This window comes from Microbacterium sp. (assembly GCF_044508325.1).
Lineage (GTDB): Bacteria > Actinomycetota > Actinomycetes > Actinomycetales > Microbacteriaceae > Microbacterium.
Map to the genome: position 1 here is coordinate 15302 of NZ_JBIQHX010000020.1, position 18957 is coordinate 34258.

Sequence of the window (18957 nt, forward strand, 5' to 3'; positions counted from 1 at the left end):
CGGCCGCACAAAGTGCTGGAATACCGGCGGATTCGAGCAATCTGTGCGGTCTGGCGCCCGCGGAAAGGGCCGTTCAGCGCGCGGCGAGCAGGTCGCGCGAGAGGAGCGTCGCGCCGGCGACGGCAGCCGGCATCGTGACGATCGCGCCGAGCGGCACCATGAAGCACAGCTGCGTCGCGACGCCGAAGCCGAGCACGCGTGCGCGCTGTGCGCGCAGCATCCGCCGCCGCTCGGCCCGACCGATCCCGCGGGCCGAGATCGCGCGCGCGGTGAGCTCGTCGGCCAGCAGCCGTCCGGTCATGAGCACGGCGAAGACGGCTGCGAGGATGCCGCCGACCGCCGGGAGCAGTCCGATCACGGCAGCCACGACCGCCACGCCGACACCCCGCACGAACAGGAGGAGTCCGTCGGCGACGCCGCGCCAGAAGCCCACGCCCGGGCCCGGGTCGGTCACGCCGAGGTCCGACTCGACCCCGCGCCAGATGCGGTCGTAGAACGGCTCGCCGACCATCAGCGTGAGCGCGGTGAACGAGACGGCGACGAGCACGAGCGCGGCGCCGATGAGCGCGGTGCCGACCGCGATCCGGACGACGGCGGCCCACAGGCCCGGCCAGCCCTCGGCGAACGGCGTCAGCGACACGGTGATGCCCGGAAGACTCGTGCCGAGCGCGATCAGACCGGTCAGCAGCAGGAGGCCGACCAAAGCGGCCGGAATCAGCCCCAGCGCCATCAGCCCGGGGCGGGTGCGCCAGCACCCGAAACCGCGGCCCAGAGTCGCGGCACCCCGCACGAATTCGCGCATCGGCTCAGCCTAACGACCGGCCGCGCGACGGCGCGGCGCGCGCGTCAGCCGGCCAGGCGCTCGGTCAGGCCGTGGCCCCAGTCGCGCGCGCGCTCGAGCTGGCCCTCCACAAGAGGCCCCTGGTAGCCCTGGACGAGGAAGCTCACGGGATCGATCATCGAGAAGCCGAGCTTCCTGGCCACGCGGCTGGCGGCGCGCGAGGCCGCTCCGGGGAGCAGCGGCATGTCGACCCTGGTGTCGAACGCCGCGAAGGAGCACGGCCGCGTGGGTGCGGGCAGCGCGTGCAGCCATTCGCGGATGCCCGTCGCGGCATCCGCCATCGCACCGCCCTGCCGGACGGCGTCCTGCCGTGTGGGCGCGCGCGACATCGAGAACGCGTGCGTCGGACCGCCGACGACGACGAGCTCGACGTCGTCGGGCACCCGGTCGGGCGCGTCGGCGACGTCTGTGACCGTCACGTCGGCGCCGTCGGCCATCCCGTCGGCGACTGCCATGGCCACCTGGCGGGTGTTGCCGAACATCGACTCGTAGACGACCAGTGCGCGCATGTCACCACCGTGCCCGGTTCGGGCGCCGCCCCTCGGGACGAAAGTCACACGGCGTCGGCCTACGAGGTGACCGCTCGGTGCGGCCGTGCACGTCGCGCCGCGTCCGATCCGCGAGCAGGTGCACCGCCACCCAGCCGGTGACGATCGCCGCGTGCGTCAGAGGACGAAGGTCCCGGCGTGACGCCGGATGCGGTGATGGGATCGCCGTGCGGACAGAGGGAGACGCATCCCATGCATACGACATCGGCAGTCCCGGCAGTGCGCGACACGGGGGCCGGCGCGCGCATGTGGTCGGGATGGGTGCGGATCCCTCTGCTCGTCATCCAGCTCTTTGTGGCGCTGACGGCCTTCGCCGGCGGGGCGGCGTTGATCGCGGGCAGCCTCGATCCGCGACTGCGGTCGGTGCTCGTCCCGCCGGCGGACTACCTTGCAGGGTCGCCGTTCACCTCGTACATCGTGCCGGGGGTCATCCTCGCGATGGTCCTCGGGGGCGTGCACCTGGTCGCGTTCGTGATGGTGCTGCGGCACCACCGGCGCGCGGGGCTGGGCTCGGCGGCGGCGGGGTTCGCCGCCCTGATCTGGATCTTCGTGCAGATGGTCTTCATCCCGTTCAGCGTGCTGCAAGCCGTCTACTTCGTCGCCGGCATGGTCGAGATCGGCCTCGTCCTGCTCGGGCTGGGTGTGGTGCGGCCGCTGGACGGGCCGGTCAGGCACGCTCGGGCGGGCGGGCGCCCGCCCGAAGGAGGGACGCTCGACGATGGAGCGGCTCCTCGTCGTCGATGACGGCTCCGCTGCATCCGGCTCGGCGCTGGAGTGGGCGGCATCCCGTGCGCGTCGCGGGCAGGCGCGGATCGACATCCTGAGCGCGGACCCCGGGGGCGAGGGCGCCCCCGAAGGCACGGCCGCCCCCGGCGGCCTGCTGGTGGTCGGCGTCGACCACGGGCGCGCCTCCCCTGCCGTGGTTCCGGGCATCGCCACGCTGCCGTTCGGAGCCGTCGCGGTCGTGGTGGTTCCGGCCGGCTGGGTCGCGACAGCCGACCCGGTCACCGTGGGCGTGGCCGACGACGACTCGTCCGCGGATGCCCTCGCGTTCGCCGCACGGGAGGCGGAGGCGGACCGCGTGCCGATGCGTCTCGTGCACGCCTGGCTCATGCCGACCCCGCCCTTCCCGCGCGCGCCGGGCGAGGCATCCGATCACCCGGGGCAGACCCCGGACGAGGCGATGGAGCAGCATCGCGGCGCGCTCGCCGCGGCCGCCGCCTCGGTCGGCCGCACGCACCCCCGTGTCGACGTGCTGTGCGAACTCATCCGCGACAGCAGGTCGGCCGCCCTGCTGCGCTTCGGGCCTCGATCGTCGCTGATCGTCGTCGGCACGCACCGCCGCGGTCCGTACGCCGACCAGCTTCTCGGGGCGGTCGCGCAGGGGATCGCACGGCAGGCGCCGTGCCCGGTCGCCTTCGTCCCGGTCACCGGGGGTCGTGCGTGATCTGGAAGGCGACCGCCTGGGTGCGACGCTGCAGACCGAGCTTGTTCAGCAGCGACGACACATAGTTCTTGACGGTCTTCTCGGCGATGCCGAGCTGTCCGCCGATCTGGCGGTTGGTCAGTCCGTCGGCGATGAGCCGCAGGATCTGCCGCTCCCGCAGGCTGAGCGAGCCGAGCCGCGGATCGTCGTCGTCGGCCCGCCTGCGGATCCGCGCGGCGGCGTGGCGCGCGACCGCCGCGTTCATGAGGGACCGGCCTTCCGCGACGGCGCGGATCGCACCGATCAGGTTCGACCCGCCGATGTCCTTCAGCACGTACCCGGCAGCGCCGGCCAGCACGGAGGCGGACACGGCGTCGTCGTCGTCGTAGGCCGTCAGGATCAGGCACCTGACCGAGGGCAGGCGCGAGCGGATGTCGCGGCACAGGTCGATGCCGCTGCCGTCCGGGAGCCGGACGTCCAGCAGCGCGACATCCGGCGCGGTGGCTTCGATGCGGCCGGTCGCCTGGCGCACGGTGGATGCCTCGCCGACCACCTCGAGATCGGACTCGGCACGGATCAGATCCGCGATCCCCCGGCGGACGATCTCGTGGTCGTCGACCAGGAACACGCGGATCACCGCGAGCCCCCTTCCGCGCGGCCGCGCGACGCGGCGCTCAGCGGTGCGCTCCACCGGACGGATGTCTCTCCGCTCGCCGACCGGATGGCGAGGGCTCCCCCACGCGCGGCTGCCCGCTCAGCCAGGTTGCGCAGTCCGCTGCGGCGGCCGTCCTCGGGGATGCCGACCCCGTCGTCCTGCAGGAGGACGGTCAGCAGGTCGCCGTCGGCGCTGACCTCGACCATGATCCGGTCGGCGCCGGAGTGGCGGACGGCGTTGCTGAGCAGCTCGCGGGTGACCCCGACGACCTCGTCGGCGAGCGCACCGGTGACGGCATGGTCGACCGGACCGGTGAACCGGATCGCCGGCGGCCGCGGCAGCGAGCCGGACAGGTCGGCCACCACATCGAGCACCCGGTGGCGCAGCGAGCTGTCGTCCTGATGTGACAGCGCGAAGACGATGGTGCGGATCTGCGAGATCGCGTCGTCGAGCTGAGCGATGCACTCGTCCAGCCGATCCGTCTCGGAACCGCGATCGAGGCTGCCCGCGACCGCCTGGATCGCGAGGCCGGTGCCGTACAGCTGCTGGATGACATGATCGTGCAGATCACGTGCGATGCGGCGGCGGTCGTCGGCGAGCATGGCCCGCTGCGCGTCCGCCCGGGCGTGGGCCAGCTCCAGCGCGATCGCGGCCCGCGATGCGAAGTGCGATGCCGCCTCGATCTCCGTGGCGGAGAAGCGCGCCCCGTCCGGGTCGCGCGCGGCGCACACCGCCCCCCACAGCCGTGAGGGGGTGCGCAGGGCGGCGAGGAGCACGGGGCCGGCGGTCCCATCCCTGACCACGCGGAGCGCATCCGGTTCGGACGGCTCCCGACTGCGGGCGGCAGCGCTCGGTGAACGCAGCGCCGCTCCCGCCCACGTGCTGTCGGCATCGAGCACGAGGCCGCGCAGCCGGGCTTCGTCGGCACCGCGGGCCGCGGCGATCTGCAGCTGCGCCGGATCGTCGCCGGTGAGCAGCACGGCCACCTTGTCGACGCGCGGGAGCTGGAACATGCGGCCGGCGATCAGGTCGGGCGCCGTCTCGGTGGGCGATGACAGCAGCGCCGCAGAGAGGCCCGCGGCGGTCTCCATCCACTGTCCCCGTGTGCGTGCCCGCTCCAGGAGTCGGGCGTTCTCGATCGCGAAACCCGCCGTGGTCGCGAGCGCCTCGATGAGCTCGGCGTCCTCCTCCGTGAAGAGCCCGTCGCGTCGATTCGTCAGGTACAGGTTGCCGAAGACCTCGCCGCGGATGCGCACCGGGACCCCGAGGAACGAGTCCATCGGCGGATGGTGCGCCGGGAACCCGACGGAGCGGGGGTCGTCCTTCAGGTGCTCGAGCCGGATCGTCCGCGGGTCGGTGATCAGCGCCCCGAGCAGGCCGCGACCCACCGGCAGGCGGCCGATCATCGCCGCCTCCTGATCGGACACCCCGTCGTAGACGAACTCCTCGAGTCCGTCCCGCTCGGGGGAGATCACCCCCAGCGCGGCGTACTCGGCATCCACCAGCGACCGGGCCGCCTGCACGATCCGCCTCAGGACCGAGGGCAGATCGATCTCCTCGACGACAGCCTGGGTGGCGCTCAGCAGGGCGCGCAGACGTCCCTGGGTGATGCGTACGCGCTCAGCCTGGGCCAGGAGGTCTGCCAGGGCCTGGTCGAGCCCCTGACGCGGTCCGTCAGGGAACGACAGTCCGCCCTTCGCGTCCACGTTCGCCTCGTCTCTCGGCGCTTCGAGGCCAAGATAACGTGACGCGAGGTCCCACCGCCATCGCCTCAGAGCGTCACCCGCTCGAGGTGCTCGGGAACGCGCACCGCCCAGCCGAGCCGGCGCTTGATCCGCGCACGGAGCGCGTCGGCCGCGTCGCGCTCACCGTGCACGGGGTAGACGATGTCGGGCGACGAGTCGACGGCCGCGATCCACTCGAAGAGATCATCCGCGTCCGCATGGGCCGACATCCCGTCGATCGAGACGATCTCCGCGCGGATCGGCACGTCCTCTCCGAAGATGCGCAGACTCCGGGTCCCGCTCAGCAGCGCGGCACCGCGCGTCCCGCCGGCCTGATAGCCGGTCAGCACGATCGCGTTGCGGCGATCGGGCCCGTAGGCGGCGACGTGATGGAGGATGCGGCCGCCGGTGAGCATGCCGCTGGCCGACACGATGATCATCGGGCCGCCGCGCAGGTTGAGCAGCTTCGACTCGTCGACCTCGCGCACGAGCGTGGCCAGCTCGTACATGCGACGCAGCCGCTGTGCGTCGACCCGGTGCTCGCCCGGGTAGCGCTGGTAGATGGATGCCGCATCGATGGCCATCGGGCTGTTCAGGAAGACCGGGACGGCGGGGATGCGCCCGGCATCCACGAGCCGGGAGAGGTGGTAGAGCACCGTCTCGGTGCGCCCGACGGCGAACGCCGGGATCAGCACGACACCCCCGCGCCTGAGCACGCGCAGGACGATGTCCGCCAACTCGTCCTCGGGATCGATGGCCGGGTGCAGGCGGTCGCCATAGGTCGATTCCGCGACCAGGACGTCCGTATGCTCGAGCGGACGCGGAGGCAGCATCACGGGATCGTCCCGACGCCCGAGGTCGCCGGTGAACCGCACCGACCGCCCGCCCACCTCAACGCGCACACCGGCGGCACCGAGGATGTGCCCGGCGGGGATGAGGGTGAAGCGGATGCCGTCGCCCACCGCGAGCGGACAGTCGAAGTCGACGGGCACGAAGCGGTCCAGGCTCCGCTCGGCGTCGGCGGCCGTGTAGAGCGGCTGGGGTCGGGCATGGCGGGAGTAGCCGCGGCGGGCGGCGCGACGGGCTTCCTCTTCGGCGAGGCGGCCGCTGTCGGGAAGCATGATCCGCGCCAGGTCGGCGGTGCCCGGTGTCGCGTACACGGGCCCGGAGAAGCCGTCCCGCACGAGCGCAGGCACATAGCCGGAGTGGTCCAGGTGCGCGTGGGTGAGCACGACAGCGTCGATCGTGGACGCAGGCACGGGAAACGGCGCGCGGTTGCGTTCGCGCAGGACCTTGTACCCCTGGAAGAGCCCGCAGTCGACGAGCAGCCGCGTCGGCCCGTTCTGGATGAGGAAGCGCGAGCCGGTGACAGTGTCGGCGGCGCCGAGGAACTGCAGCGTCGCGGCATGCTCATGAGAGACCACGGTCCGGCTCCTTCTGCGGCTGATGGGCTGATCCTCGGCCGACGCGTGTGCAGGGACCGGGTCCAAGGTCCCGCCGGTCTGGGCGCACCGGTGTGACCTTCGTCCCGTCGCCCGCCGCCGCGGGGGGTGACGGTGGAGTCATGAACGACAGCGCAGAACTCGAGGCGGACCGAGTGATCGTCGGCGTCGACGGATCGGCGTCATCGGTCGCCGCCTTGCGGTACGCGGCCCGGATGGCCGCCGCCTTCGATGCGCCGATCGAGGCCATCAGCACGTGGGCGTTTCCGCGGCTGGCAGGCCCCTATGTGGTGGCGCAATGGTCGCCGGAGGAGGACGCGCGCGCGGTTCTGAACGCCGCGGTCGAGCAGGCGTTCGGATCCGAGCCGCCCGCCGGCCTGGTGTGCACGGTGCTGCCGGGACCGCCGGCGAGAACCCTCGTCGAGCTCAGCCGCGGCGCCGGGATGCTCGTGCTCGGCAGCCGGGGGCTGGGCGGATTCCGCGGTCTGCTGCTGGGGTCGGTCAGCAGTGCGTGCGCTGCGCACGCGCACTGCCCGGTGCTGATCGTCCACGGGGACGGCCTCGGCGGCGAAGATGCTCCCGCTGGAGAGTCCGAGCCGGCGTGAGCCGCGATCGGCTCAGCGCAGCGGGTCGAACGGTGCGATCGCGGGGTCGACGCGGCCGGTGACGATCTGCTCGGCGAGCAGCTTGCCGCTGGCGGGCCCGAGCACGATCCCCCACATGCCGTGACCGCCCGCGACGTACACACCGGGAGCGCGCGTCGCGCCCACGAGCGGAAGGCCGTCGGGGGTGACCGGCCGCGAGCCCACCCACTCGTCCTGCCGCTGGTCGAGGTCGATGTCGCGGAACAGGGTGCGTGCCTGGTTGATGATCGCCTGGATGCGGCGTGGCTGCAGCGGCTCGTCGGGCCGGCGGAACTCCATGGTCCCGGCGATGCGGAAGCGCCCCTGGTAGGGGGTGCATGCGATGCGCTGGAACGGCAGGTACACCGGATAGCGCACCGGCGGGTCGGTCTTCACGCTGAACGAGTAGCCGCGTCCGGCCTGCACGCGGGTGCGCACGCCCAGCCTGCGGGCGAGCTGGGGCATCCACGCGCCCGTGGCGACCACCACCGAGTCGGCGGTGAGCCGCTCACCGTCGTCGAGCGTCACCGCGGGGGCGGCGCCGCCATCGACGGCCGTGACCGCGTGGCCGGTGCGCAGCACTCCCCCGCGCGCGACGACCGCGTCGGCGAGCGCCTGCACGAACGGCCCCGGCTCGAAGAATCGCTGACCGTCCAGGCGGTACGCGACCGAGACCGCGTCCGACAGCTGCGGCACGAGCTGCTGCGGGTCATCCAGGCGCTCGAAGGGGACGTCCTGTCCGTGCCGGATGACCCCCTCGATCTCGTGCAGGAAGCCCCGGGAGTGCTTCTCGGCGGTGAACCCGATGACGAACGGGCCCTCCTGCGTCCAGGAGTCGACGCCCCCGTCGATGAGCTCGTCGAAGCACGCCAGGGCCATCCGGTCGATGGGCGTGAGGGCCGCCATGGTGCGGTTCCACGCCCGCGTCGTCCCGTGCGCCGCGAACCGCGCGAGGAACGACCACAGTCCGGGGTCGGCGCGGAAGGGGACGTGCAGCGCGGCATCCGGGTCCAGCAGCGCCTTCGGCCCGTAGGTCCACAGGCTGGGGTCAGCGAGCGGGATGGCCTTTCCGGGCGTGAGCCAGCCGGCGTTCCCCCAGGACGATCCCGCCGCGACGCCGCTGCGGTCCACGACGGTCACCTCGACGCCGTGCTGCTGGAGGTGCCAGGCGGTGGCCAGCCCCAGCATCCCCGCTCCGACGACGACCGACGTTGCCATGCGCTGTCCTCTCCGACGACGTTCTTCTCCGACGATTCTGCAGAAATCGACGAGATGTGGAGCGCATCGGGAAGAATCGTCGCAAGAGACCGCACACACGAGCGGAATCCTTCTCGAAGGGTGGGGAACAGGGATGCCGGAGGCGGAATCCGCACGCAGAGATCTCGACGAGATCGACCGCGCGATCCTGGCCGCGCTGCACGACGACGCCCGGATGTCGAACACGGAGCTCGCGCGCCGCGCGCGGATCGCCGAGTCGACGTGCCACAAGCGCGTGCGCGCCCTCATCGCCTCCGGCGTGATCACCGGCTTCCACGCGTCGATCGACGCGGCGGCGCTCGGCCTGGGTCTGGAGGCCCTGATCGCCATCCGGCTCCACGCCCACGCGCGCGGCGACCTGCGCCGGTTCCAGGCGTACCTGGAGCGCCTGCCCGCCACCCGCCACGTGTACTTCGTCGCGGGGGACCGCGACTTCCTGCTGCACGTCGCGGTGCGTGACGCCGCCGCGCTGCGCGAGCTGGTCTCCGACACGCTCAGCGTCCGCGAGGAGGTCGCGGCCACGAACACGAGCGTGATCTTCGCCCATGTCCCGGGGCGGTCGCCGCTGGGTGACGCGGAGAACTGAGGACCCCGGCGCAGCGGAGGACGCCGACTGCCCGCGCCCGGATAGGCTCGGGCAGCGAGTGGATGGGTCGTAGCCGGGGTGATGTGCGCGTGACGGTGGCGGGTTTCAGGCTCAGGGTCGTCGCAGGTCTGGCGGTGCTCGCCGCGACAGGACTGACTGTCGGCTGCACCGGCGGCGCCCAGCCGCCCCGGTCGGAGGCCGATCTCGCATCCATCGCCCGGGACTGGCAGCGCTACGCCGAGGAGCTCGCCTGGACCGACCGCGTCGTCGATCGCCATCCGGGGTTCGCGCTCGCCGACCCCTGGGTGACGGCCGAATTCCGCATCCGCGATCTGCTCACCCAGCGCAGCGGGCTGCCGGCCTATGCGGCCGATCTGGCGGGCGCACTCGGTTTCGAGGCCGATGCGGCCATCGCCTCGCTCGCGCACATCGAGCCGGTGGCCGGCTTCAGGGACGAGTTCGCGTATCAGAACGTGCCGCACCTGGTCGCGGGCGAGATCGTCGCCGAGATCGCAGGGACGCAGGACTGGCCGGATGCCGTCGAACAGCTGCTGCTCGAACCGCTCGGCATGACGGCGACCTCCGCGAGGGCGGACGGGCTGGACGCCTCGACGGACACCACGCGCGGCCACCAGATCGCCGACGGTGGAATGCGCGTGCTCGAGCCGGCGCGCTTTCCCGCCGGCGTCGCCGGGGCGGGGGCCCTCGTCTCCTCCCGGTCCTCGGCGATTTCGCCGAGGGGATGATGCACGGCGACGGGCCGGCGCGCATCGGCTACGCGACCGGGTGGCTCGTGCACGCCCTGCCGGAGGGGCGCATCATCGAGCATGGGGGCACGACGTACGGCTACACGTCGGCGGTGCGATTCGACCCCGACCGGCGCATCGGGGTGATCGTGCTCACGAACCTCGCCCACCAGGGCGGCCTTGCGGGTCCGGTGAGCAAGTACGCACTCGACCTGATCCAGGGGCGGGAGCCCGTCGACTACGTGGCGCGTGTGGAGCAGCTGGTCGCCGCGCGGGATGAGGTCGCGAGTGCCCCGCAGAACGTGCCGGTGCACCCACCCCTCGCGTGGTACGAGGGCGTCTACCGGCATCCCGCCCTGGGGGAGATCGACATCAGAGCGCGGGGAGACCGCCTCGTGTACACGATCGGACCCCGCGCCGTGCCGGTCTCGGCGGTCCGGATCGCGGACGACCGGTTCGAGCAGACCTGGCATTTCGACGGCGATCCGGACGCGGCGATCCTCACGGCCCCGATGCAGTTCGAATCGGCGGGTGCCCAGGCGCCGACCCGCGTCCTGATCGGCGACCTCGCGTTCGACGCCGTGCGAGCGACCCACTGACCGCGCACGACCCGCCGGTCAGAAGGTGGCGCAGGGGTCGGTCTACTGTGAAGCCATGCCTGTCACCACCCGCCGCATGCAGGACCTCTCCGTCGACGACCACACCCTCACGGTGCCGCTGGTATGGGGTGACGACGCGGATTCGCGCACCATCGACATCCATGCCGCCGTCGTCACGCGGGAGGGCGGCGAGAACCTGCCTCACCTCGTCTTCCTGCAGGGCGGACCGGGGCACGAGGCACCGCGGGCGTTCCATGCGCCGGCGGCGCCGTCATGGCTGGATGCGGCACTCAAGGAGCACCGGGTCGTGCTGCTCGACCAGCGCGGCACCGGCCTGTCGACCCCGGTCGGCGACGACGATCTCGAGCGCGACGACCTCGCCGAGCGCCTGACGCACCTGCGCGCCGACGCGATCGTGCGCGACGCCGAGGCGCTGCGCCAGGAGCTGGGCGCGGCGACCTGGAGCGTGCTGGGGCAGTCGTTCGGCGGGTTCACCACGCTCGCCTATCTGTCCACCGACGCCGCCTCGCTCGAAAGGGTCTACTTCACCGGTGGGCTCAGCGCCGTCGGCACGCATCCGGACGAGGTCTACGCGCTGACCTACGACAAGATGCGCACGGCATCGGAGGCCTACTACCGGCGGTTCCCCGCGCACCGCGACGCGATCCGCCGCATCGCCGACCTCGCCGCCGCCGGCGGGCTCGTGCTGCCCGGCGGCGAGGTGGTCTCGGTCTCACGGGTGCGCTCGCTCGGGCACCTGCTCGGCTCCAACGACGGCTGGCAGCAGCTGTGGTCGCTGCTGGAGCGCGACCCCCGCTCCAACGCGTTCCGGCACGACTTCGCCGCTGCGATGCCCTACGACGCCCGCAACCCCCTGTATCTGGTGCTGCACGAGTCGAGCTACGCCGACGGCTTCGCCACCCGCTGGTCGGCCGAGCGCGTGGAGCCAGACGACTTCCGCGACGATCCGACGCTGCTGACCGGCGAGCACGTGCGCCGAGAGTGGCTCGACACGGTGCCGGCGCTGCAGCCGTGGCGCGAGGTGACGCTCGCCCTGGCCGAGCACGAATGGCCGCGGCTCTACGACGCCGCGGCCATCGAGGTGTCAGGTGCCCACGGGGCCGCAGCCGTCTACGTGAACGATGTGTACGTGCCGCTGGAGTTCTCGCTCGAGACCGCGCGGCTGATGCCGGGCGTCACCCCGTGGATCACCAGCGAGCACGAGCACAGCGGGCTGCGATCGGGCGACGTCCTCGCACGCCTCATCGACCTGGCGCGCGGTCGGCGCGTGCGCTGACGCGCGACACGGCGCCTCAGGCGGTCGCGACGGGCTGGCGCAGGATCGTGCGCAGCTTCTCGGGGGCCGCACGCCGCGGGTCGCTGAGATAGATCTCGTGGTGCCTTCCGGTCGGGCGCAGGCGCTGCGAGGGCAGGAACACGTCGTGAAGCTCGGCCAGCACCGGACCCTCGGCGTCGTACGGCCCGATGTGGAGCGTCTGCACGCACAGCCCTTCGTCGAGCGTCTCCAGTCGCAGCGCTGCGAGCGCGGCGGCATCCGCCTTCGCCCGGGCGCGCTCCCGCGCGACCTCGACCTGCCCGGGCGTGATCCAGTCGGGCACGAGGTTCAGGAGGGTCCAGTCCCACCGCGACTTGTCGCGGGCGGTCGTGAACGCCGTCATGTCGTCGGCCCACCACAGCGCTTCGAGGGGCATCACGGTGTAGTCACGGTCGAGTTCGCGCTTGCCGGCGAACTTCAGCGCGTACGCGACCGGGTACAGCGCGCTGACGGCCGCCGCGTACTCCGGCGCCGTGTTCGGGTCGCCATGACCGTCGATCATGAGGTACTGCAGCGGCGGGACGGTGACGACCTCGAACCGCCCGCGGGGCGCGCTGTAGGTCGGGATCTCTTTCTTCAGGTCGATCCGCACGGCCCCATCGTAGGGCGGTGAGGCACGCGCGTCGGAGCGAAGGCGTACCCTCGGCGGATGACCGGACTCACTCCGTACCTCATCCTTCCCGGCACCGCCCGCCCGGCGCTCGAGTTCTACCGCGACCTCTTCGGCGGCGAGGCGGGCATGAACACCTTCGCGGAGTTCGGGCGGGAAGACGGCCCCGGAGAGTACATCGCGCACGGCATGCTCAGCGGAGGGCCGGTGACGCTGTTCGCCTCCGACGCCGGACCCGGAGAGACCGCGCTGCGTGTCGAGGGCCTGCTGTTCGCCCTGCTCGGCACCGCAGAACCCGCTGAACTGGAACGCTGGTTCGCCGTTCTCGCCGAGACCGGCATGGTGATCGACCCGCTGCAGGAGCGCCCCTGGGGCGCACACGACGGCACCGTCACCGACCGGTTCGGCGTGACCTGGCTGATCGGGTACGAAGGCGGCTGAACCGCCTGGCGCCGGTGGTGCACCGGGCAGACTGGATGCCGTGCCGACAGCTCCAGACGACAGACCCACTCCCGCCGCCGAGGCATCGGTCTGGCGTGCACCCGGGATCCCGGCACTGCTCGTCATGGTCGCAGCCGGGTTCGCCGGCTACGCCCTGCTGATGCCGGTCGCCCCGATGTGGGCGGCGCAGGGCGGCGCCGACGCCACCGGCGTGGGCTTGGTCACCGGCGTCTTCATGTTCGCCACCGTCGCGGTGCAGCTGTCCGTGCCGAGCCTGCTGCGCCGCCTCGGCTGGGCGTTCGTGCTCTCAGCCGGACTCGTGCTGCTGGGTGCCCCGGCGCTGCTGCACCTGCTCTCGGATGCGCTGTGGTTCGTGCTGGCACTCGCCGCCGTGCGCGGCGCCGGCTTCGCGATCCTGACCGTCGCCGGCAGCAGCGCCATCGCCGAGCTCATCGAGCCGCCCCGCCGCGGGCGGGCGATCGGCGCTTTCGGCCTGGCGATCGCCGCACCGCAGGTCCTGCTGCTGCCTCTCGCCCCGTGGGCGGCCGAACACCTCGGCTACCCCGTCGTGTTCCTCGCGGCGACGGCTCCCGTTCTGGGCCTGGTGGCCGCGTATCGTCTCGGGCGGCGGCTGGATGCACTGCCGCAGCATCCCGAACTCCAGCATCCCGACCTGCACCGCGGACTGCGCCGGTTCGCCGGGCTCGCGCCGCCGGTCGTGCTGCTGCTGGGCGTGACGCTGGCCGGCGGCGCGATGCTCACCTTCGTCCCGCAGCTGACCACGGACGCCGTGCTCGCCATGGCTGCGCTGCTGCTGCTGACCGGTCTGGCCGCCCTCACGCGGTGGGGCGCCGGGCACTTCGCCGACCGATACGGGCCGAGCGGGCTGCTGCTGCCGAGCGTGCTGAGCACGGTGGCAGGGCTGTCGCTGTGCGCCTGGTCGGCGGCGGGGCCCGGCCGCGCGGCGGCGCTGCTGATCGGCATGGCGCTCATCGGCCTGAGCTACGGCGCCCTGCAGAACCTCACCCTCGGAATGGCCTTCGCCGCGGTCCCCCGTCGCGACCAGGTGACCGCCAGCGCAGCGTGGAACATCGGCTTCGACCTGGGCACCGGTGTGGGCGCGGTGATCGTGGGCGCGATCGCCACCGGCACCGGCTTCCCGATCGCGCTGCTGGCGGCGGCGACGATCTCGGTGCTCACGGTGCCGATGGCCCTCCTGCGGCCGCGGTCGCCGGCTGCCTCATAGGCTCGGGACATGACCCAGCTGGATGTCTCGGCCCTGCGCGCCGCCTTCCCCTCGCTCGCCTCCGGCATCGCACACTTCGACGGGCCCGGCGGCACCCAGACCCCCGCCGCGGTCGGGGCGGCGATGGCCGCCACGCTGACCGGTCCGCTGTCGAACCGCGGGACGAGCATCCTCTCCGAGCAGAACGCCGAGGATGCCGTGGCCGCATTCCGGGCAGCCGGGGCGGACCTGCTCGGCGCGCAGCCCGAGGGCATCGTGCACGGACGCAGCGCCACCCAGCTGGCCTATGACTTCTCGCGGCACCTGTCCCGCGACTGGGGCCCGGGCGACGAGATCGTGGTCACCGAGCTCGACCACGACGCGAACGTGCGGCCGTGGGTGCAGGCCGCCGAGCGCACCGGGGCGACGCTGCGCCGGCTCACGACCGACCCGGTGACCGCCGACCTGCGCCTCGACGACGAGCTCGACGAGGTCGTGAACGACCGCACGCGCCTGGTCGCCGTCACGGGTGCGTCGAATCTCATCGGCACGCGTCCAGACCTGCCCCGCATCGCGGCCCGCGCCGGCGAGGTGGGCGCGCTCGTGTACGTCGACGGCGTGCACCTGACCGCGCACGCGGCGATCGACATCGCCGCCCTCGGTGCGGACTTCTTCGTGTGCTCGCCGTACAAGTTCTTCGGGCCGCACTGCGCGATGCTCGCCGCCGACCCCGCCCTGCTCGAGACGATCACCCCCGACAAGCTGCTGCCGTCGACCAATGACGTGCCCGAGCGCTTCGAGTTCGGCACGCTGCCGTACGAGCAGCTGGCGGGGGTGACCGCGGCGGTGGACTTCATCGCGGGGATGGCGCCCGCCGGAATGGATGCCGCGCCGCGCCGCGCCCGCATCGTCGCCGCGTACGAGGTCTTCGACGCGCATGAGCTGCGCCTGCGCCGCCGCATCGAGGAGATCCTCGCCGCGCTCGGGGACCGGGTGGTCGTGCACTCGCGGGCGGCGCATCGCACCCCGACCCTGTTCGCGACGTTCCCGGGCCGGCACAGCGACGACGTCGCCCGGGTGCTGGCCGAGCGCAGGGTGCACGCGCCCTCGGGCACGTTCTATGCCTACGAGCCCGCACGTGCACTGGGCATCGACGCCGGGCTGCGCATCGGTCTCGCACCCTACAACGACGACGCCGAGGTCGACCGGCTCGCAGAGGGCCTCGCCGCCGCTCTCTAGGCACGGCGAAAGCGCGGCGGGGACGGACCCGCGGGCGGGCACGGCAGACTGGGGGCATGCCGCAGCTCGACGACCTCGTCGCCGCCCTGCCGCCCGGGGCGGTGGTCAGCGACCAGGCCGCGATGGACGGCTACCGCCGCGATCGCGCGAACGACCCCGCGGCGGGTGTGCCGCTCGCGGTGGTGCGGGCGACCTGCACCGAGGACGTGCAGGCGACCGTGCGGTTCGCAGCGGCCGCCGGCATCCCGCTCATCCCCCGCGGCGCCGGGTCGGGGCTCTCCGGCGGAAGCTCGGCCGTCGACGGTGCGATCGTCGTCTCGGTCGAGCGCATGCGCGACGTCGTGGTCGACCCGGTGGTGCGGATGGCGACGGTCCAGCCCGGCGCGCTCAACGCCGAGGTCAAGGCGGCCGCCGCCGTGCACGGGCTGTGGTACCCGCCCGACCCGTCGTCCTACGAGTTCTGCTCGATCGGCGGCAATGTCGCCACCAACGCCGGCGGCCTGTGCTGCGTCAAGTACGGGGTGACCACCGACTACGTGCTCGGGATGACGGTGGTCCTCGCCGACGGCCGGGCCGTGCGCCTCGGCGGCCCCCGGCTGAAGGATGTCGCGGGACTCCCGCTCGTGAAGCTGTTCGTCGGCAGCGAGGGCACGCTCGGCATCATCACCGAGGTCGTGCTGCGTCTGATCCCCGCGCAGCGCACGCCGACCACGCTCGTGGCGAGCTTTCCGACGCTGACGGGGGCCACCCAGGCCGTGCTCGACATCACCCGCACCATGCGCCCGTCGATGCTCGAGTTCATGGACCGCGTCGCGATCGGCGCCGTCGAGGACGAGACGAGGATGGGGCTGGATCGCGAGGCCGCAGCTCTCCTGGTCGTGCAGTCGGACGAACCGGCGAGCCTGGCCGCCGAGGAGATGGCCGCCATCGAGGCGTGCTGCACCGCGAACGCGGCGACCGAGTGCTACGTCACCGACGACCCGGATGAGGGCGAGGCGTTCGTCGCGGCCCGGCGGATGGCGATCCCCGCCGTGGAGAAGCGCGGATCGCTGCTGCTCGAAGACGTGGGCGTGCCCCTGCCGCGACTGGGCGACCTCGTCGAGGGGGTCGCCGAGATCGGCGCGCGCACGGGGGTGGAGATCTCGGTGATCGCGCACGCCGGCGACGGCAACACGCATCCCCTGCTCGTGTTCGATCCGGCCGATCCGGCGTCGCGGGCGCGCGCCGACGTCGCGTACGACGAGGTCATGCGCCTGGCGATGCGGCTGGGCGGAACGATCACCGGCGAGCACGGCGTGGGGCGGCTGAAGCGCCCGTGGCTGGGTGACTACCTCGGCGAGGATGTGCTGGAACTGAACCGGCGCATCAAGCAGGCACTCGATCCGCAGGGGATCCTCAACCCCGGCGCGGTGCTCTGACCCCGGCCCTTTCCATTATCCCGCACCGGGGGCGCCTTGCGGCAAGAGTCCCCCCGTGGGGCAGAATCGCTGATCGCGCGTGGAATCAGCGCGCCGGGAAAGGGATCCGTGACCGACAGCGCCTTCAACCTTCCGCCCGACCTGGCCGCCAAGGCGGACCCGCGTCTGACCGCCGACGACGAGCGGCACTTCGCGGCCGTCTCGCGGGCGCTCGACGAGCATGTCGCCGCCCTCGACGACCGCCTCGCCGAGGAGCGCCGCAAGCCCGGCGGGCGGGGGCAGGCCGCGCTCGACCGTGACCTCGAGGTCCACCGGCTCTCCGCGCGTCTGCGCGCGCTGAGCCGCTACGGACGCGACCTGTGCCTGGGCCGCATCGTGCCCGCGCACGGCGCGCCCGTCTACATCGGCCGGTTCGGGCTCACCGACAGCGACGGCCGCCGGCTCCTGGTGGACTGGCGGGCACCGGCAGCCGAGCCCTTCTTCGCCGCCACGCACACGACGCCGATGGGCCTGGCGAGCCGCCGCCGCTACCGCTGGACCGACGGGCGCGTGACCGACTACTGGGACGAGGCGTTCACGCCCGAGGGCCTGGCCACCAGCCATGCCGCCCTCGATGACCAGTCCGCCTTCATCGCGAGCCTCGGCGCCAGCAGGTCGCCGCGCATGCGCGATGTGCTGGCCACGATCCAGGCCGACCAGGACGCGATCATCCGTGCCGACTCGACGGGCGCGCTCATCGTCGACGGCGGCCCCGGCACCGGGAAGACCGTGGTCGCGCTGCATCGGGCGGCGTACCTCATCTACGCGGATCCGGCTCTGGGCGCCGGCCGCGGGGGCGTGCTGTTCGTGGGCCCGCATCAGCCCTACCTCGACTACGTCGGAGACGTGCTGCCCAGTCTCGGCGAGGAGAGCGTGCAGACCTGCATGCTGCGCTCGCTCGTGGCGGAGGGCGCCGACGCCGGCGTCGAGACGCACGAGGCGGTCGCCCGGCTGAAGGCGGATGCCCGCATGGTCGATGCGATCGAGCCCGCCGTGGCGTTCTACGAAGAGCCGCCGCGGAAGACCCTGCTCGTCGACACCCCGTGGGCCGATCTCCCGCTCACCGCCGCGGACTGGACGGAGGCTTTCGCCTCGGCCGAGCCCGGCGCGCCGCACAACGAGGCGCGCGACCAGGTGTGGGAGACCGTGCTCGACATCCTCGCCGACAAGGTCGACGAGGAGGTCGTGCCCCCGCACCTGCTGCGGCGCGCGCTGGAGCAGAACGCCGGCCTGAGGCACGCGTTCCAGCGGGCGTGGCCCCTCGTCGACGCAGCCGTGCTCGTCGCCGACCTGTGGTCGGTGCCGGCGTATCTGCGCCGATGCGCACCCTGGCTCAGCGCCGCCGAGGTCGCGCTGCTGCAGCGCGCGGATCCGCGCGCGTGGACCACCGCAGACCTGCCGTTGCTGGACGCCGCCCGCCGGCGGCTCGGCGACCCGCAGGCATCCCGTCGTCGCCGCGGGCACGAGAGGACCCTCGCCGCGGAGCGCGAATACATGGGAGAGGTCGTCGAGCGCTTCAAGGAGGCCGGCGACGAGCTGATGCAGTGGCTCGACGGCGAAGACCTCCGCAACTCCCTCGTGGACGAGGCGGTGCTGGAACGACCAGACCCGGACGTGCTCGCGGGGCCCTTCGCGCACGTCATCGTCGACGAGGCGCAGGAGCTCACCGACGCGGAATGGCGGATGCTGCTGGCCCGCTGTCCCTCGCGCAGCTTCACCGTCGTCGGCGACCGCGCGCAGGCGCGCCGCGGGTTCACCGAGTCATGGGAGCAGCGGCTGAAGCGTGTCGGGCTGCGCGACATCCGGCTCGCGTCGCTGACGGTCAACTACCGCACGCCGGCGGAGGTGATGGCCGAGGCGGAGCCGGTGATCCGCGCGGCGCTGCCGGATGCGAACGTGCCGACCTCGTTGCGCGAGTCGGGCGTGCCCGTGCGCCGCGGGCGGACCGGGGAGCTGGACGCGGTGCTCGACGAGTGGCTCGCCGGGCACGCCGAGGGCGTCGCCGTCGTGATCGGCGCGTCGCCGTCCACCCCGCGACCGCGGGTGCGCGCGCTCACGCCCGAGACGGTGAAGGGGCTCGAGTTCGACCTGGTCGTGCTGGTCGACCCCGACCGGTTCGGGGAGGGGATCGCCGGCGCCGTGGACCGGTACGTGTCCATGACCCGGGCCACGCAGCAGCTGGTCGTCCTGACGAGCTGAAAC

The 18957-nt window shown here is 72.8% G+C and carries 17 protein-coding genes and 1 pseudogene; 11 read left to right on the plus strand and 7 right to left on the minus strand.

Annotated elements, in window-relative coordinates:
• Nucleotides 1–73: 73 nt before the first annotated feature.
• Together ACIWQI_RS13575 and ACIWQI_RS13580 are read right to left on the minus strand one after the other, a co-directional pair.
• A complete protein-coding gene (locus ACIWQI_RS13575; RefSeq protein ID WP_396658179.1) occupies nt 74–802 on the minus strand; it encodes an EI24 domain-containing protein in 729 nt (242 codons plus the stop codon).
• 44 nt (nt 803–846) lie between these two features.
• Nucleotides 847–1350 carry a flavodoxin family protein gene (locus ACIWQI_RS13580; RefSeq protein ID WP_396658181.1) on the minus strand — a complete coding sequence of 168 codons (504 nt, stop codon included), beginning with the start codon at nt 1348–1350 and terminating at the stop codon, nt 847–849.
• A 231-nt stretch (nt 1351–1581) separates the two neighbouring features.
• On the opposite strand from ACIWQI_RS13580, the gene ACIWQI_RS13585 reads away from it, so the two are divergent.
• Both ACIWQI_RS13585 and ACIWQI_RS13590 read left to right on the plus strand, forming a co-directional pair.
• Entirely contained in the window at nt 1582–2133 is a 552-nt protein-coding gene (locus ACIWQI_RS13585; RefSeq protein WP_396658183.1) for a hypothetical protein, read from the plus strand.
• Nucleotides 2108–2836: a universal stress protein gene (locus ACIWQI_RS13590; RefSeq protein ID WP_396658185.1), complete on the plus strand. Its 729-nt coding sequence runs from the start codon at nt 2108–2110 to the stop codon at nt 2834–2836. Before ACIWQI_RS13585 ends, ACIWQI_RS13590 begins: the two co-directional genes overlap by 26 nt.
• Here the strand turns inward: ACIWQI_RS13590 and ACIWQI_RS13595 are convergent.
• From ACIWQI_RS13595 to ACIWQI_RS13605, 3 genes are all read right to left on the minus strand, one after another.
• On the minus strand, nt 2817–3452 hold the full coding sequence (locus ACIWQI_RS13595) for a response regulator (RefSeq protein ID WP_396658187.1): 636 nt from the start codon (nt 3450–3452) through the stop codon (nt 2817–2819). The genes ACIWQI_RS13590 and ACIWQI_RS13595 overlap by 20 nt on opposite strands.
• Nucleotides 3449–5176: a GAF domain-containing protein gene (locus tag ACIWQI_RS13600; RefSeq protein WP_396658188.1), complete on the minus strand. Its 1728-nt coding sequence runs from the start codon at nt 5174–5176 to the stop codon at nt 3449–3451. The genes ACIWQI_RS13595 and ACIWQI_RS13600 overlap by 4 nt, the downstream gene beginning before the upstream one ends.
• Before the next feature lie 65 nt (nt 5177–5241).
• Nucleotides 5242–6618 (minus strand): MBL fold metallo-hydrolase RNA specificity domain-containing protein, encoded by a 1377-nt coding sequence (locus ACIWQI_RS13605; protein ID WP_396658190.1) that lies wholly within the window; start codon nt 6616–6618, stop codon nt 5242–5244.
• A 140-nt stretch (nt 6619–6758) separates the two neighbouring features.
• Between ACIWQI_RS13605 and ACIWQI_RS13610 the strand changes: the two genes are divergently transcribed.
• Complete coding sequence (locus ACIWQI_RS13610) at nt 6759–7241, plus strand: universal stress protein (RefSeq protein WP_396658192.1); 483 nt, start codon at nt 6759–6761, stop codon at nt 7239–7241.
• Between the two features lie 12 nt (nt 7242–7253).
• Here the strand turns inward: ACIWQI_RS13610 and ACIWQI_RS13615 are convergent, their stop codons facing one another.
• A complete protein-coding gene (locus ACIWQI_RS13615) occupies nt 7254–8477 on the minus strand; it encodes an NAD(P)/FAD-dependent oxidoreductase (protein WP_396658194.1) in 1224 nt (407 codons plus the stop codon).
• Nucleotides 8478–8610: 133 nt separating this feature from the next.
• Here ACIWQI_RS13615 and ACIWQI_RS13620 point away from each other — a divergent pair, with 133 nt between their 5' ends.
• The 3 genes and pseudogenes from ACIWQI_RS13620 to ACIWQI_RS13630 all read left to right on the plus strand — a co-directional run bounded on the left by ACIWQI_RS13620 (nt 8611) and on the right by ACIWQI_RS13630 (nt 11744).
• Nucleotides 8611–9102: an Lrp/AsnC family transcriptional regulator gene (locus ACIWQI_RS13620; protein ID WP_396658195.1), complete on the plus strand. Its 492-nt coding sequence runs from the start codon at nt 8611–8613 to the stop codon at nt 9100–9102.
• A 62-nt stretch (nt 9103–9164) separates the two neighbouring features.
• A pseudogene (locus ACIWQI_RS13625) lies at nt 9165–10447 on the plus strand (serine hydrolase).
• A 55-nt stretch (nt 10448–10502) separates the two neighbouring features.
• Nucleotides 10503–11744, plus strand: coding sequence for an alpha/beta fold hydrolase (locus tag ACIWQI_RS13630; protein ID WP_396658197.1), 1242 nt, complete (start codon nt 10503–10505; stop codon nt 11742–11744).
• Nucleotides 11745–11760: 16 nt separating this feature from the next.
• Here the strand turns inward: ACIWQI_RS13630 and ACIWQI_RS13635 are convergent, their stop codons facing one another.
• Entirely contained in the window at nt 11761–12375 is a 615-nt protein-coding gene (locus ACIWQI_RS13635) for a GyrI-like domain-containing protein (RefSeq protein ID WP_396658199.1), read from the minus strand.
• 57 nt (nt 12376–12432) lie between these two features.
• Here ACIWQI_RS13635 and ACIWQI_RS13640 point away from each other — a divergent pair, with 57 nt between their 5' ends.
• The 5 genes from ACIWQI_RS13640 to helR all read left to right on the plus strand — a co-directional run bounded on the left by ACIWQI_RS13640 (nt 12433) and on the right by helR (nt 18954).
• The gene (locus tag ACIWQI_RS13640; protein ID WP_396658201.1) at nt 12433–12834 is read left to right on the plus strand and encodes a VOC family protein; all 402 of its coding nucleotides are present in this window, start codon (nt 12433–12435) and stop codon (nt 12832–12834) included.
• A 40-nt stretch (nt 12835–12874) separates the two neighbouring features.
• Nucleotides 12875–14080 carry an MFS transporter gene (locus tag ACIWQI_RS13645; protein ID WP_396658203.1) on the plus strand — a complete coding sequence of 402 codons (1206 nt, stop codon included), beginning with the start codon at nt 12875–12877 and terminating at the stop codon, nt 14078–14080.
• 9 nt (nt 14081–14089) lie between these two features.
• On the plus strand, nt 14090–15298 hold the full coding sequence (locus tag ACIWQI_RS13650) for a cysteine desulfurase-like protein (RefSeq protein ID WP_396658204.1): 1209 nt from the start codon (nt 14090–14092) through the stop codon (nt 15296–15298).
• Nucleotides 15299–15354: 56 nt separating this feature from the next.
• On the plus strand, nt 15355–16716 hold the full coding sequence (locus tag ACIWQI_RS13655; RefSeq protein WP_396658206.1) for an FAD-binding oxidoreductase: 1362 nt from the start codon (nt 15355–15357) through the stop codon (nt 16714–16716).
• A gap of 108 nt (nt 16717–16824) precedes the next feature.
• The gene (gene helR, locus ACIWQI_RS13660) at nt 16825–18954 is read left to right on the plus strand and encodes an RNA polymerase recycling motor ATPase HelR (protein WP_396658208.1); all 2130 of its coding nucleotides are present in this window, start codon (nt 16825–16827) and stop codon (nt 18952–18954) included.
• The last annotated feature ends 3 nt before the right edge of the window (nt 18955–18957 follow it).